General features: G+C 63.9%; 12 protein-coding genes. 8 read left to right on the forward strand and 4 right to left on the reverse strand.

Annotated elements, in window-relative coordinates:
- The 6 genes from APH30_RS21590 to APH30_RS21615 form a co-directional block, all read left to right on the forward strand.
- A partial coding sequence (locus APH30_RS21590; RefSeq protein ID WP_054913722.1) for an alpha-ketoacid dehydrogenase subunit beta occupies positions 1-723 on the forward strand: 723 nt, incomplete at its 5' end.
- Positions 720-1,826, forward strand: coding sequence for an acetoin dehydrogenase dihydrolipoyllysine-residue acetyltransferase subunit (locus APH30_RS21595; RefSeq protein ID WP_054913723.1), 1,107 nt, complete (start codon positions 720-722; stop codon positions 1,824-1,826). The genes APH30_RS21590 and APH30_RS21595, both read left to right, overlap by 4 nt.
- A 52-nt stretch (positions 1,827-1,878) precedes the next feature.
- Positions 1,879-2,943 carry a 2,3-butanediol dehydrogenase gene (locus tag APH30_RS21600; protein ID WP_223809663.1) on the forward strand — a complete coding sequence of 355 codons (1,065 nt, stop codon included), beginning with the start codon at positions 1,879-1,881 and terminating at the stop codon, positions 2,941-2,943.
- 444 nt (positions 2,944-3,387) lie between these two features.
- Entirely contained in the window at positions 3,388-3,654 is a 267-nt protein-coding gene (locus APH30_RS21605) for a hypothetical protein (protein WP_029886942.1), read from the forward strand.
- Positions 3,655-3,923: 269 nt separating this feature from the next.
- A complete protein-coding gene (locus APH30_RS21610) occupies positions 3,924-5,657 on the forward strand; it encodes a C13 family peptidase (RefSeq protein ID WP_054904354.1) in 1,734 nt (577 codons plus the stop codon).
- Between the two features lie 27 nt (positions 5,658-5,684).
- Complete coding sequence (locus APH30_RS21615; protein ID WP_054913724.1) at positions 5,685-6,329, forward strand: oxidoreductase; 645 nt, start codon at positions 5,685-5,687, stop codon at positions 6,327-6,329.
- A 159-nt stretch (positions 6,330-6,488) separates the two neighbouring features.
- Here the strand turns inward: APH30_RS21615 and APH30_RS21620 are convergent, their stop codons facing one another.
- From APH30_RS21620 to APH30_RS21635, 4 genes are all read right to left on the reverse strand, one after another.
- Positions 6,489-6,776, reverse strand: a complete 288-nt coding sequence (locus APH30_RS21620; RefSeq protein ID WP_054904355.1) for a YceK/YidQ family lipoprotein — start codon at positions 6,774-6,776, stop codon at positions 6,489-6,491.
- Positions 6,773-7,402 carry a flavin prenyltransferase UbiX gene (ubiX, locus tag APH30_RS21625; RefSeq protein WP_009685747.1) on the reverse strand — a complete coding sequence of 210 codons (630 nt, stop codon included), beginning with the start codon at positions 7,400-7,402 and terminating at the stop codon, positions 6,773-6,775. The genes APH30_RS21620 and ubiX overlap by 4 nt, the downstream gene beginning before the upstream one ends.
- Positions 7,399-8,748, reverse strand: a complete 1,350-nt coding sequence (gene mpl / locus APH30_RS21630) for a UDP-N-acetylmuramate:L-alanyl-gamma-D-glutamyl-meso-diaminopimelate ligase (RefSeq protein WP_054913725.1) — start codon at positions 8,746-8,748, stop codon at positions 7,399-7,401. The genes ubiX and mpl overlap by 4 nt, the downstream gene beginning before the upstream one ends.
- A 66-nt stretch (positions 8,749-8,814) precedes the next feature.
- Entirely contained in the window at positions 8,815-10,815 is a 2,001-nt protein-coding gene (locus APH30_RS21635; protein ID WP_054913726.1) for a sigma-54-dependent Fis family transcriptional regulator, read from the reverse strand.
- Between the two features lie 255 nt (positions 10,816-11,070).
- On the opposite strand from APH30_RS21635, the gene APH30_RS21640 reads away from it, so the two are divergent.
- Positions 11,071-12,591 carry an aldehyde dehydrogenase family protein gene (locus tag APH30_RS21640; protein WP_009685743.1) on the forward strand — a complete coding sequence of 507 codons (1,521 nt, stop codon included), beginning with the start codon at positions 11,071-11,073 and terminating at the stop codon, positions 12,589-12,591.
- A 171-nt stretch (positions 12,592-12,762) separates the two neighbouring features.
- On the forward strand, positions 12,763-13,432 hold a 670-nt coding region (locus APH30_RS21645), incomplete at its 3' end, for an amino acid permease (protein WP_156326594.1).

The following is a 13,432-nucleotide window of genomic DNA, read 5'->3' on the forward strand; positions in this document are numbered from 1 at the left end:
CTGGACCAGATACTCAACCAGGCTGCCAAGTTTCGCTACATGTTCGGCGGCAAGGCAGTCACCCCGCTGGTGATGCGCACCATGTACGGCGCAGGCCTGCGTGCAGCGGCCCAGCATTCGCAAATGCTCACCTCGCTGTGGACGCACATTCCAGGCCTGAAGGTGGTGTGCCCCTCCTCGCCATACGACGCCAAGGGGCTCCTGATTCAGGCGATCCGTGACAACGACCCGGTGATCTTCTGCGAGCACAAGCTGCTCTACAGCATGCAGGGCGAAGTGCCGGAAGAGGTGTACACGGTACCCTTCGGCGAAGCCAACTTCCTGCGTGATGGCGACGACGTGACCCTGGTCACCTACGGGCGCATGGTGCATGTAGCCCTGGAGGCCGCCAATAACCTGGCCCGCCAGGGCATCGACTGCGAAGTACTGGACCTGCGCACCACCAGCCCGCTGGACGAAGCCAGCATTCTGGAGAGCGTGGAAAAAACCGGCCGCCTGGTAGTCATCGACGAAGCCAACCCGCGCTGCTCGATGGCCACCGATATCAGTGCCCTGGTGGCGCAGAAGGCCTTCGCTGCGCTCAAGGGCCCGATCGAGATGGTCACCGCACCGCACACCCCGGTACCGTTCTCCGACGCCCTGGAAGACCTGTACATCCCCGACGCGGCGAAGATCGAGGCCGCCGTGCGCAAAGTGATCGAAGCTGCAAGGAGTGCCGCATGAGCCAGATCCATACCCTGACCATGCCCAAGTGGGGCCTGTCGATGACCGAGGGCCGGGTAGACACCTGGCTCAAGCAGGAAGGCGACCCGATCACCAAAGGCGACGAGGTGCTGGACGTCGAGACCGACAAGATCAGCAGCAGTGTCGAGGCCCCGTTCAGCGGCGTGCTGCGCCGCCAGGTGGCCAAGCCGGATGAAACCCTGCCGGTGGGCGCGCTGCTGGCCGTGGTCGTGGAAGGCGAAGCCGAAGAGGCCGAGATCGATGCCGTGGTGCAGCGCTTCCAGGCCGAGTTCGTCGCCGAAGGCGGCGCCGACCAGGCCCAGGGCCCGGCCCCGCAAAAGGCTGAAGTGGGTGGCCGCCTGCTGCGCTGGTTCGAGCTGGGTGAAGGCGGCACGCCGTTGGTGCTGGTGCACGGCTTTGGCGGCGACCTTAACAACTGGCTGTTCAACCACCCGGCGCTGGCGGCCGAGCGGCGGGTGATCGCCGTGGATCTGCCGGGGCATGGCGAGTCGGCCAAGGCCCTGCAGCGCGGCGATCTGGATGAACTGAGCGAGAGCGTGCTGGCCCTGCTTGACCACCTGGGCATTGCCAAGGCGCACCTGGCGGGGCATTCGATGGGCGGTGCAGTCAGCCTGAACGTGGCGCGCCTGGCACCGCAGCGGGTGGCCAGCCTGAGCCTGGTGGCCAGTGCCGGCCTGGGTGAAGCGATCAACGGGCAATACCTGCAAGGCTTCGTCAGCGCAGCGAACCGCAATGCCCTGAAGCCACAGATGGTGCAGCTGTTCGCCGACCCGGCGCTGGTCACCCGGCAGATGCTGGAAGACATGCTCAGGTTCAAGCGCCTGGAAGGCGTTGACCAGGCCCTGCAGCAATTGGCTGCGGCACTGGCCGAAGGCGACCGCCAACGCCACGACCTGCGTGGCGTGCTGGGGCAGCACCCGGCGCTGGTGGTGTGGGGCGGCAAGGACGCGATCATCCCGGCCAGCCATGCCGAAGGGTTGGAGGCTGAAATACTGGTGCTGCCCGAGGCCGGCCATATGGTGCAGATGGAGGCGGCCGACCAGGTCAACCAGCAATTGCTCGCATTCCTGCGCAAGCACTGAACCTATTCCGTGAGCCTGGAGAACAACCATGAATGACTTGAGCCACACTCACATGCGCGCTGCCGTATGGCATGGCCGCAACGACATTCGCGTAGAACAGGTCCCCCTGCCAGCCGACCCGGCGCCGGGCTGGGTACAGATCAAGGTGGACTGGTGCGGCATTTGCGGCTCCGACCTGCATGAATACGTCGCCGGGCCGGTATTCATCCCGGTCGAGGCGCCGCACCCGCTGACCGGCATCCAGGGCCAGTGCATTCTCGGCCACGAATTCTGTGGTCAGATCGCCAAACTGGGTGAGGGCGTCGAAGGCTTTGCCGTCGGCGACCCGGTGGCTGCAGACGCCTGCCAGCATTGCGGCACCTGCTACTACTGTACCCATGGCCTGTACAACATCTGTGAACGCCTGGCCTTCACCGGCCTGATGAATAACGGCGCCTTCGCCGAGTGGGTCAATGTGCCGGCAAACCTGCTGTACCGCTTGCCGCAGGGCTTTCCGGCAGAGGCTGGCGCGCTGATCGAGCCGCTGGCGGTGGGCATGCATGCGGTGAAGAAGGCCGGCAGCTTGCTGGGCCAGACCGTGGTGGTGGTGGGCGCCGGCACCATCGGCCTGTGCACCATCATGTGCGCCAAGGCAGCCGGTGCGGCGCAGGTAATTGCGCTGGAAATGTCATCTGCGCGCAAGGCCAAGGCCAGGGAAGTCGGCGCTAGCGTGGTGCTCGACCCGAGCCAGTGCGATGCCCTGGCAGAGATTCGCGCGCTTACCGGCGGCCTGGGGGCGGATGTGAGCTTCGAGTGCATCGGCAACAAGCACACGGCCAAACTGGCCATCGACACCATCCGCAAGGCCGGCAAGTGCGTGCTGGTAGGCATTTTTGAAGAGCCCAGCGAATTCAACTTCTTCGAACTGGTATCCACCGAGAAGCAGGTGCTGGGGGCATTGGCGTACAACGGCGAATTTGCCGATGTCATTGCCTTCATTGCAGACGGGCGGCTGGACATTCGCCCGCTGGTGACCGGGCGGATCGGGCTGGAGCAGATTGTCGAGCTAGGGTTTGAGGAACTGGTGAACAACAAGGAGGAAAACGTGAAGATCATCGTGTCACCAGGCGGGCATTGATTGCACCTCAACCTGTGGGAGCGGGCGTGCCCGCGAAGCCGACGACTCGGTAAATGGCACCGGCTTCGCCGGTGTTCGCGGGCACGCCCGCTCCCACAGTTATCGAACAAGGCTCAAGGGATGTCAGACATTTCTGAATCTGAAACCAAATGCTTCAGCTTGGATCATCTAGCGAATTATCCTACGAGCTTGTCGGAAGTCGCTCCATTGTCGGGGAAACACCTCAGGGATACCGTCACAGAGTCGCCATGTGTGGTGGCCGGGCGTGAGAAACCCGAAGATGTGTGATTGCGGCATTTGTCATGGCAGCCGTGCGCGGGCAGGCTTCGGTCTGGCCGAGCTCACACGTCCTCGGGTTTCTCACCCCGTGCACGGTCGCCACCCTATCCCGTGAGAAAGGATGCAGTGGTGACTATTTCCTGAACCGACGTGTGAGTTGTGATCATGAAAAAGATTGTCCCCGATCCACCCAAAACACTGACTTCCCGCCCCTTCTACACCATCAACCAGGACATGCCCTCGGTCGACGCAGTAATCCACACCCTGCAGTTGATGGCCGGCATTGAAGACACCCTGGACGAGTACATCTGCGCCAATGCCGGTGAGCCGGGTATCAACATGCTGGTCAATGCGGTACATCACGTACAGATGACCAAGGTACTGGCCGAGTTGCTGTTACATCGCCAGACCGGGGATATCACCTGGCATTGAGGTTGAGCTGACTGGCTTCATCGCCAGTAAGCCCACAGGTACTGCACAAGACCAAGGGCCAGCACAAATCCTGTAGGAGCGGCCTTGTGTCGCGATGGGGCGCGAAGCGGCCCCGGCGATTTCTGCGGCGAAGCTGGAATCGTGGGGCCGCTGCGCGGCCCATCGCGACGCAAGGCCGCTCCTACAGGGATGTGCGTCAGCGCAGGCGCTCGCTGTTTCAGGATCCCATTCTGCGTCATAATCGGCAGACCTATTGCCCGGTTCTCGCCATGCGTCCACTGCTCCCCATTACCCTGGTCCTGCTGCTCGCCGCCTGTGGCGATGGCGAATCGTTGCTGCCGCCGGATGCCCGCCTGCCCGACGGTGGGCGCTACCGGGGCCAGGTGGTCGATGGCCTGCTGCAGGGTGAGGGGCGGATCGACTATCCCAACGGCAGCTGGTATGCCGGCACCTTCAAGGACGGCCAGTGGCATGGCCAGGGCGAATGGCACGGCCAGAACGGCGAGGTGTACCGCGGCCAGTTCGCCGCAGGGCTGTTCGAGGGGCTGGGCGACCTGACCACACCGGGCAGCCACTATGCCGGCACGTTCAAGCACGGCCGCCGCGATGGCGAAGGCACCCTCAAGCAAGCCGACCAAACCTACCGCGGCCAATTCAAGGACGACCTGTACGACGGCGCCGGCGAGCTGGTGCTGGCCGACGGCAGCCGTTACCAGGGCCTGTTCGCCAAGGGCAAGCCCAACGGCGCGGGGGTGCGCAGCGACGCCAGCGGTAACCGGTTCAGCGGCCATTTCAGCAATGGCCAACTGCAAGGCAGCGGCACCTACGACAGCGTCGATGGCGAGCAGTACATCGGCGAGTTCAAGGACAACCGTATTGAAGGCCGTGGCCGCTACGAGAGTGCCGATGGCGATGTTTGGATCGGCCAATTCAAGGACGGCTCGCTGATCGGCGAAGGTGAATTGCTGGGCAGCGACGGCAGCCATTACAAAGGCACGTTCGCCGACTGGCGGCTGTCTGGCCAAGGCAGCTTGCAACTGGCCGACGGCAGCCAGTACGTAGGCGGCTTCCTCAACGATGCCTACAACGGCAAGGGGCGCCTGATCCTGCCCAACGGCAAGGTCGAAAGCGGCGTGTGGGCCAACGGGGTGCGCGTGCGCGACCAGCATGGCACGCTGCTGCCCGATCCGCTTGACCTCGCCCTGCTGAACCAGGGCCGGCTACTGCAACAGGCGCTGGCCGCAGTGCCGCGCTCGGCCCCGCCGATTCAGCTGTACAGCCTGGTGGTGGGCGGTGATGGCCAACAGAGTGTGTTCCTGCGTGAAGCCGACTACGTCAGCAACATGCTCAAGGTACGCTTTGGCGCCCGCGGCCAGGTGACCCTGGTCAACCACCGCGACCACCTGGCCAACCGCCCCATGGCAACCCGCGAGAACCTCACGCGTGCCGCCCGCACCCTGGCCGAGCGCAGCGGCCCGGAAGACCTGGTGTTCATCTACCTCACCAGCCACGGCAGCGCAGACCACCAGCTGGTGCTCGACCAACCCCGCCTGCAACTGGCCGACTTGTCCGCCGACGAGCTGGCAACGGCCCTTGCGCCGCTGAAGGATCGCGACAAGGTCATTGTCATCTCGGCCTGCTATTCAGGGGGGTATATCGCCCCGCTGAAAGATGAGCGTACCCTGATCATGACTGCCGCACGCGCCGACCGTGTCTCCTTCGGTTGCTCGGAGGAAGCTGATTTCACCTACTTTGGCGAAGCCCTGTTCGCCCAGGCCCTGAACCAGACCGACGACCTGAAACAGGCGTTTGAACTGGCACGCGGCAGTGTTGCCGAAAGGGAACAAAGGGAAGGTTTCGACGCCTCTGAGCCTCAGTTGTGGGCGCCGCCGGCGGTGCTTGAGCATTGGCAGCAACTGCGCCGGCAACAGGCCGAAGAAGCATTGCGCAACACGACCCAGGCCAAGGTGGGCGCACAGGCAAAAAACCCGGGCAACCACTAGACTTGGGTGTAACAAGGGAGAGACATCATGTACTTGACGCCTCAGCATGTCCTGCTTGCCGGTGCCACCGGCCTCACCGGTGAACACCTGCTCGACCGCCTGCTCAACGAGCCCACCATCACCCGCGTGCTGGCCCCGACCCGCCGGCCGTTGGCCGAACATCCGCACCTGGAAAACCCGGTGGGTGACCCGGCAGTGTTCCTGCCGCAGCTGGCCGGCAGGGTCGACGTTGCCTATTGCTGCCTGGGCACCACCCTCAAACAGGCCGGCTCCGAGTCGGCGTTCCGCGCGGTGGACCTGGACATGGTGGTGGCGTTCAGCAAACGGGCCCGGGAAATGGGCGCACGGCATTTGCTGGTGGTCAGTGCCTTGGGCGCCGACCCGAAGTCATCGATTTTCTACAATCGGGTGAAGGGCGAGATGGAAGAGGCGCTCAAAGCGCAGGATTGGCCGCAACTGACCATCGTGCGGCCGTCTCTGCTGCTGGGCGAGCGCATCAAGCCGCGGCTGGCAGAGCAGTTGGTTTCACCGTTGTCCCGGCTGATTCCAGGGAAATACCGGGGGATCGAGGCCTGCACCCTGGCCCGTGCGCTATGGCGCCTGGCCCTCGAGGAAGAAGACGGGGTGCGGATCGTGGAGTCGGATGAACTGCGCAGGTTGGGCAAGAAGTAAGCCGTAAGCATTGCACGGTACCTGTGGGAGTGGCCTTGCGTCGCGAAAGGGCCGCGCAGCGGCCCCCGGATTTCAGCTTTAGCACGAACATTGCTGGGGCCGCTTTGCGGCCCATTCGCGACGCAAGGCCGCTCCCACACCACAGGACCGTGCAATCCCTCACAGCCCCCCTGTGGCCTGGAAGCCTACACCGGCAGCAGTCAGCAAGGACAACGGCAGCAACAGGGTATCAAGCAGCATGCTCCCTGGCAGGTCCAGCCCCGGATAGCTCGGGGCTTGAGCCCCAAACCGATCCTGCGGGCAGCAACCACCGTTGATCACATACAGATCCAGACGCGTACCGGCATACACCACCGGCGCCCCCGGCTTGTTGGCATCCAGCGTGCGCACCGTGGCACAACCACTCAGCAACCCCAGCGCCAGCAAGCCGGCCAGCGCCCGTTTCAATCATCCACCCCGAAGTGGTGCTCGCCCCAACGCGGCAGCATGTCCTGGGGAATGTTCAGCAGGTTGAGAATGCGCGCCACAACGAAGTCGACCAGGTCGTCGATGGTTTGCGGCTGGTGATAGAAGCCCGGCGCCGCCGGCAGAATCACCGCGCCCATCTGCGACAACTTGAGCATGTTCTCCAGGTGAATGGTGGAGAATGGCGCTTCGCGGGGCACCAGAATCAACTGGCGGCGCTCCTTGAGGGTCACGTCGGCTGCGCGCTCGATCAGGTTGTTGCAGGCCCCGGTGGCAATCGCCGACAAGGTGCCGGTGGAACACGGCACCACCACCATCGCTGCCGGGGCGCCCGAGCCCGAGGCCACTGGCGACATCCAGTCTTCCTTGCCATACACGCGGATCTGCCCATCGGCAGCACCGGTGTATTCGGTGAGGAAGGCCTGCATCGCCTGGGGCTTGGCCGGCAGCAGCACATCGGTCTCGGTGGCCATTACCAGTTGCGCCGCCTTGGAGATCAGAAAATGCACCTCGCGGTCCTCGCGCACCAGGCAATCGAGCAGGCGCAGGCCGTACTGGGCGCCTGAAGCGCCCGTCATGGCCAGGGTAACGCGTTCCGGCCCGTTCACTTCAGCGCCTCGGCCAGCTTGCCATGCAGGCCGCCGAAGCCGCCGTTGCTCATGATCACCACGTGGGTGCCCGGGCGGGCCTGGCCCTTGATGCGTTCGATGATCGCTTCGAGGCTTTCGGCAACCACACTCGGTACCTTGCACTGCGCAGCAGTCGCAGCGAGGTCCCAGCCCAGGTTGGCCGGCGCGTACCAGATCACCTGGTCGGCGTCGTTGACGCTTTCTGGCAGGCCATCGCGGTGTGCACCCAACTTCATCGAGTTGGAGCGCGGTTCGATTACTGCGATCACCGGCGCCTCGCCAACGCGCTTGCGCAGGCCGTCGAGGGTGGTAGCGATGGCAGTTGGATGGTGAGCGAAGTCATCGTAGATGGTCACGCCCTGCACTTCGGCAACCTTCTCCATGCGCCGCTTGACGCTCTTGAAGGCGCAGAGGCCCTCGATGCCCATGGCCGGCACCACGCCGACATGGCGGGCGGCTGCCAGGGTAGCCAGGGCGTTGGCGACGTTGTGCTGACCGGTCAGCGCCCAGTCCACCACACCTTGCGCCTGGCCCTCGAACAGCACTTCGAAACGCGAGCCATCGGCGCTGAGCAGGCGAGCCTGCCACTGGCCACCTTCACCCGTGGTGTGTACCGGGGTCCAGCAGCCCATGCCGATGACCCGCTCCAGTGCTTGTTCGGTGGTCGGGTGGATCACCAGGCCTTCGCTGGGGATGGTGCGCACCAGATGGTGGAACTGCCGCTCGATCGAGGCCAGGTCCGGGAAAATATCTGCGTGATCGAACTCAAGGTTGTTGAGGATCGCAGTGCGCGGGTGGTAGTGCACGAACTTTGAACGCTTGTCGAAGAAGGCACTGTCGTACTCGTCGGCTTCCACCACGAAGAACGGCGTAGCCCCCAGGCGGGCCGACACCGAGAAGTTCTGCGGTACACCGCCAATCAGGAAGCCCGGGCTCATGCCGGCGTGCTCCAGCACCCAGGCCAGCATGCTGCTGGTGGTGGTCTTGCCGTGGGTACCGGCCACGGCCAGCACCCAACGGCCTTGCAGCACGTGATCGGCCAGCCACTGCGGGCCAGAAACATAAGGCAGGCCCTTGTTCAGCACGTATTCAACCGCCGGGTTGCCGCGCGACATGGCGTTGCCGATCACCACCAGGTCGGGTGCCGGCTCCAGTTGAGCCGGGTCGTAGCCTTGGGTCAGCTCGATGCCCTGGGCTTCGAGCTGCGTGCTCATCGGCGGGTAGACGTTGGCGTCCGAACCGGTCACGCGATGGCCAAGCTCCTTGGCCAGCACTGCCAGCGAGCCCATGAAAGTGCCGCAAATACCGAGAATGTGAATATGCATGGTCGACCTCGCAAAACATCGAGGCAGGGTAGCCCAGGGCGCGACAAATCGCACCCGCTGTTTCGCTCAGTCGCCCCGGGTGATGCCGTGTTTGCGCAGTTTTCGATACAAGGTATTGCGGCTGATGCCCAAGTGTTCGGCGACACGGGTGAGGTGCCAGTGTTTTGCCTGCAGCACCTCAATGAGCGCTTGCCGTTCTGCGTCCTGCAACACCTCGGTACCCTCACCTGGTCCATTGTCGGACCTGTGGGAGCGGGCGAGCCCGCGAACGGGGGCAACGCCCTCGCCCTGTGTCGGCTGGGCAGACGGCTTCGCGGGCGCGCCCGGTCCCACAGGCCCAGTGTTGCTGCGCACAATGGCAGGGAGATCCGGGAAAGTGATGCGGCCACCTTCGCAAAGCGCCACCAGGGTACGCAGCACGTTGCGCATCTGCCGCACGTTGCCCGGCCAGGCAAAGTCCAGCAGCGCCTGGAGCGCCCTCGGTTCGATGTCGATCAGTTGGCCCTGCGCCTCCTGGCGCAGCAGGAAGTCCAGCAACTGCGCCTTGTCACTGCGCTCGCGTACGGCCGGCAATGCCACTTCCAGGCCATTGAGGCGGTAATACAGGTCTTCACGGAAAGTGCCCTGCTCGACCCGCTGCAGCAGGTCACGGTGGGTAGCGCTGACAATGCGCACGTCCACTGCCTGTGGCTCGCCGCCGATCGGGACTACCTGACGCTCCTCCAACACGCGCAGCAGGCGTGTCTGCAGGGCCAGCGGCATGTCACCGATCTCGTCCAACAGCAAGGTGCCACCATCGGCTTGCAACAGCTTGCCGCGCATGCCTTCCTTGCGCGCACCGGTGAAGCTGCCACCGCGGTAGCCGAACAGCTCGCTCTCGATCAGGCTTTCAGGGATCGAGGCACAGTTGATGGCCACGAAGGGTTGGCTGCGGCGCTCACTGGCCTGGTGCACGGCCTGGGCAAAGGCCTCTTTGCCGCATCCGGTCTCGCCGCGCAGCAGCAGTGGCACATCGCGCTCGAACACCCGCACACTGCGGCGGAAATCATTCTGCAACGCCGGGTCGAGCAGGCATACCAGCGGCTCTGCAACACGCGCGGGCCGCGGCTGGGCAACGGGTACCGACCATACAGGCGCGCGCGCCTGGCCGCGCAGGCTGGCGAACACCTGGCGGCCGTCCAGGGTGCGCAGCGGCCAGGCCGTGCTGCCCCCGGGCGTCGCGCGGCCGAACAGCTCATCGTGGCTGCAGGCAAAAAACCGCTCCAACGGCTGGCCCAGCACACCGCTGCGTACGCTGCCCAGCAGGTTCAGCGCGCTCTGGTTGGCCGCGCAGATCCGGCCATCACCGTCGAAGGCCAGCAGGCCCTCGCTGAACAGGCCGACCGACTCAGCCTGCAGGTGAAAACGCAGCAGCCACTGCTGCTCGAAATGGCGCAGAAAGTAGCAGCTTTCGATCATCTTGGCCGACAGGTTGACCAAGGCCATGGTATGGAACTGGCTTTGCCGTGAAACGTCGGGGCGTGCCGAGGATACGTCGAGCACCGCCAGCAACTCGCCATGGGGGTCGAACACCGGGCTGGCCGAGCACGTCAGCCCGGTGTGGCGGCCGCGGAAGTGCTCGTTCTGGTGGATGGTCAGCGCCTGGCGCTCGACCAGGCAGGTGCCGATGCCATTGGTGCCTTCACGCGCCTCGCTCCAGTCGGCGCCCAGCCACAGCCCGGCATGCTCGAAGCTGCGCCGCTCGCTGGCCGCGCTGACGCAATTGAGGATCACCCCGCGGGCATCGGTCAGCAACACCGCATGGCCGGCCCCGGAGAGTTGCTGGTGCAGGCTGTTCATTTCGTGGTCGGCGATCTGCAGCACCTGGCGCAAGCGCTCGCGGCTTTCCAGCAAGCGCCCGTGCTCGAGCACCACCGGCGCCTCGATCACCGTTGGGTCGAGGTGGTAGTCCTCCAGGCAACGCAGCCAGGAGCGGGCAATGGAGGGGTCGCTGACGCCCTCGCCAGCACCACCATGGGCCACAGTGTGGACCTGCCGGGCATGGCGGCTGAAGTGATTGCTCTGCATTGTTGTAGTTCTCCGCAGATAGAGCGTGCCACCAGCATCCTCCACCGGCGAACGCATTGCAATGCACCCACGGGTGACGTGTCGTGAACGGCACAAAATGTCACCCCCAGGCGTACCGCAACCGGCACAGGCTGGCTGCCACGTGTCCGCCACACCCGCCCAAGCCATTGATTTTACGGGTGCCGCGCACGCTGGCCCAACCTTTGCTCTACGCTTTCCCACTCCCTAACAAACACAATAGCCAGGAGACACACCATGCGTTACGCACATCCCGGTACCGAAGGCGCGAAGGTTTCCTTCAAGAACCGCTACGGTAACTACATCGGTGGTGAGTTCGTTCCTCCGGTAAAGGGTGAATACTTCACCAACACGTCCCCGGTGAACGGCCAGCCGATTGCCGAATTCCCCCGCTCAACTGCCGAAGACATCGACAAGGCACTGGACGCTGCCCACGCTGCCGCCGACGCCTGGGGCCGCACCTCGGTGCAGGACCGCTCCAATGTGCTGTTGAAAATCGCCGACCGCATCGAGCAGAACCTCGAGCTGCTGGCCATTACCGAAACCTGGGACAACGGCAAACCGATCCGCGAAACCCTGAATGCCGACATTCCGCTGGCGGTCGATCACTTCCGCTATTTCGCTGGCTGCATTCGTGCACAAGAAGGTGGCGCCGCCGAAATCAACGAAGGCACCGTGGCCTACCACATCCACGAACCGCTGGGCGTGGTCGGGCAGATCATCCCGTGGAACTTCCCGATCCTGATGGCCGCCTGGAAGCTTGCACCGGCCCTGGCCGCTGGCAACTGCGTGGTGCTCAAGCCGGCCGAACAGACCCCGCTGGGCATCACCGTGCTGCTGGAAGTGATTGGTGACCTGCTGCCCAAAGGCGTACTCAACGTGGTGCAGGGCTATGGTCGCGAAGCAGGTGAAGCGCTGGCGACCAGCAAGCGCATCGCCAAGATTGCCTTCACCGGCTCTACCCCGGTTGGCTCGCACATCATGAAATGCGCTGCCGAAAACATCATCCCGTCCACCGTGGAACTGGGCGGCAAGTCGCCGAACGTGTACTTCGAAGACATCATGCAAGCCGAGCCTAGCTTCATCGAGAAAGCGGCCGAAGGCATGGTGCTGGCTTTCTTCAACCAGGGCGAAGTGTGCACCTGCCCATCGCGGGCGCTGGTGCAGGAGTCGATCTACCCGCAGTTCATGGAAGTGGTGATGAAGAAGGTGCTGCAGATCAAGCGCGGCGACCCTCTGGACACTGACACCATGGTTGGCGCACAGGCCTCGCAGCAGCAGTTCGAGAAGATCCTCTCGTACCTCGAGATCGCCCAGCAGGAAGGTGCCGAGTTGCTGACCGGTGGCAAGGTTGAAAAACTCGAAGGCTCGCTGGCCACCGGTTACTACATCCAGCCGACCCTGCTCAAGGGCAACAACCGCATGCGCGTGTTCCAGGAGGAAATCTTCGGCCCGGTGGTCAGCGTCACCACCTTCAAGGACGAAGCCGAAGCGCTGGCGATTGCCAACGACACCGAGTTCGGCCTGGGCGCCGGCGTGTGGACCCGCGACATCAACCGCGCTTACCGCATGGGCCGCGGGATCAAGGCTGGCCGTGTATGGACCAATTGCTACCACCTGTACCCGGCGCATGCCGCGTTCGGTGGCTACAAGAAGTCCGGGGTTGGGCGTGAAACCCACAAGATGATGCTCGACCACTACCAGCAGACCAAGAACCTGCTGGTGAGCTACGACATCAATCCGTTGGGCTTCTTCTAAGCAACTAGCTGCAAGCTTCAAGCCGCAAGAATAAAGCGAATCGCCCGCCGACTCGCTTTTCTCTTGCAGCTTGCAGCTTCAGTCTTGCAGCTCCCTGGCTCGCTTCCTGCAGTACCCATCACCATCGGCGCGGACCCCTTCCGCCCACCAAGAAAAACAACAGGTGAAACTATGCCAAGCGATCAATCCGCCGGCTCGCCGGCAGGCTCTTCCGTCGACTTCGAGAAGGTCGGTTCGGACTATTTCCAGCAACGTGAATTGAAAAAAGGCGCGGCCGGCTGGGTGCTGCTGGTCGGCCTGGGGGTGGCCTATGTCATTTCCGGCGACTACGCCGGCTGGAACTTCGGCCTGGCCCAGGGTGGCTGGGGCGGCATGTTCCTCGCGACCCTGCTGATGGCCACCATGTACTTGTGCATGTGCTTCTCGCTGGCCGAGCTTTCCTCGATGATCCCGACCGCTGGCGGTGGCTACGGCTTTGCCCGCAGCGCCTTCGGCCCCTGGGGCGGTTTCCTTACCGGCACGGCGATCCTCATCGAATACGCGATCGCCCCCGCCGCCATCGCGACCTTCATCGGCGCCTACTGCCAGTCGTTGTTCGGCATTGGCGGCTGGATGATCTACCTGGCGTTCTACGTGGTGTTCATCGGCATCCACATCTTCGGGGTGGGCGAAGCACTGAAGTTGATGTTCATCATCACGGCCATCGCCGCCATTGCCCTGGCGGTGTTCCTGGTGGCCATGGTGCCCCATTTCGATGCAGCCAACCTGTTCGACATCGCCAAAACGGACGCTGTCGGCGCCAGCAGCTTCCTGCCGTTCGGCTATGTCGGGGTATGGGCGG

Origin of the sequence: Pseudomonas sp. NBRC 111127 (genome assembly GCF_001320345.1) — a bacterium.
GTDB classification, from domain to species: domain Bacteria; phylum Pseudomonadota; class Gammaproteobacteria; order Pseudomonadales; family Pseudomonadaceae; genus Aquipseudomonas; species Aquipseudomonas juntendi.

What these genes read in the sequence shown, in the direction of transcription:
- APH30_RS21595 (WP_054913723.1), top strand. Translation starts at nt 720, where the DNA reads ATGAGCCAGATCCATACCCTGACCATGCCCAAGTGGGGCCTGTCGATG.
- APH30_RS21600 (WP_223809663.1), top strand. Translation starts at nt 1,879, where the DNA reads ATGCGCGCTGCCGTATGGCATGGCCGCAACGACATTCGCGTAGAACAG.
- APH30_RS21605 (WP_029886942.1), top strand. Translation starts at nt 3,388, where the DNA reads ATGAAAAAGATTGTCCCCGATCCACCCAAAACACTGACTTCCCGCCCC.
- APH30_RS21610 (WP_054904354.1), top strand. Translation starts at nt 3,924, where the DNA reads ATGCGTCCACTGCTCCCCATTACCCTGGTCCTGCTGCTCGCCGCCTGT.
- APH30_RS21615 (WP_054913724.1), top strand. Translation starts at nt 5,685, where the DNA reads ATGTACTTGACGCCTCAGCATGTCCTGCTTGCCGGTGCCACCGGCCTC.
- mpl (WP_054913725.1), bottom strand. Translation starts at nt 8,748, where the DNA reads ATGCATATTCACATTCTCGGTATTTGCGGCACTTTCATGGGCTCGCTG.
- APH30_RS21635 (WP_054913726.1), bottom strand. Translation starts at nt 10,815, where the DNA reads ATGCAGAGCAATCACTTCAGCCGCCATGCCCGGCAGGTCCACACTGTG.
- APH30_RS21640 (WP_009685743.1), top strand. Translation starts at nt 11,071, where the DNA reads ATGCGTTACGCACATCCCGGTACCGAAGGCGCGAAGGTTTCCTTCAAG.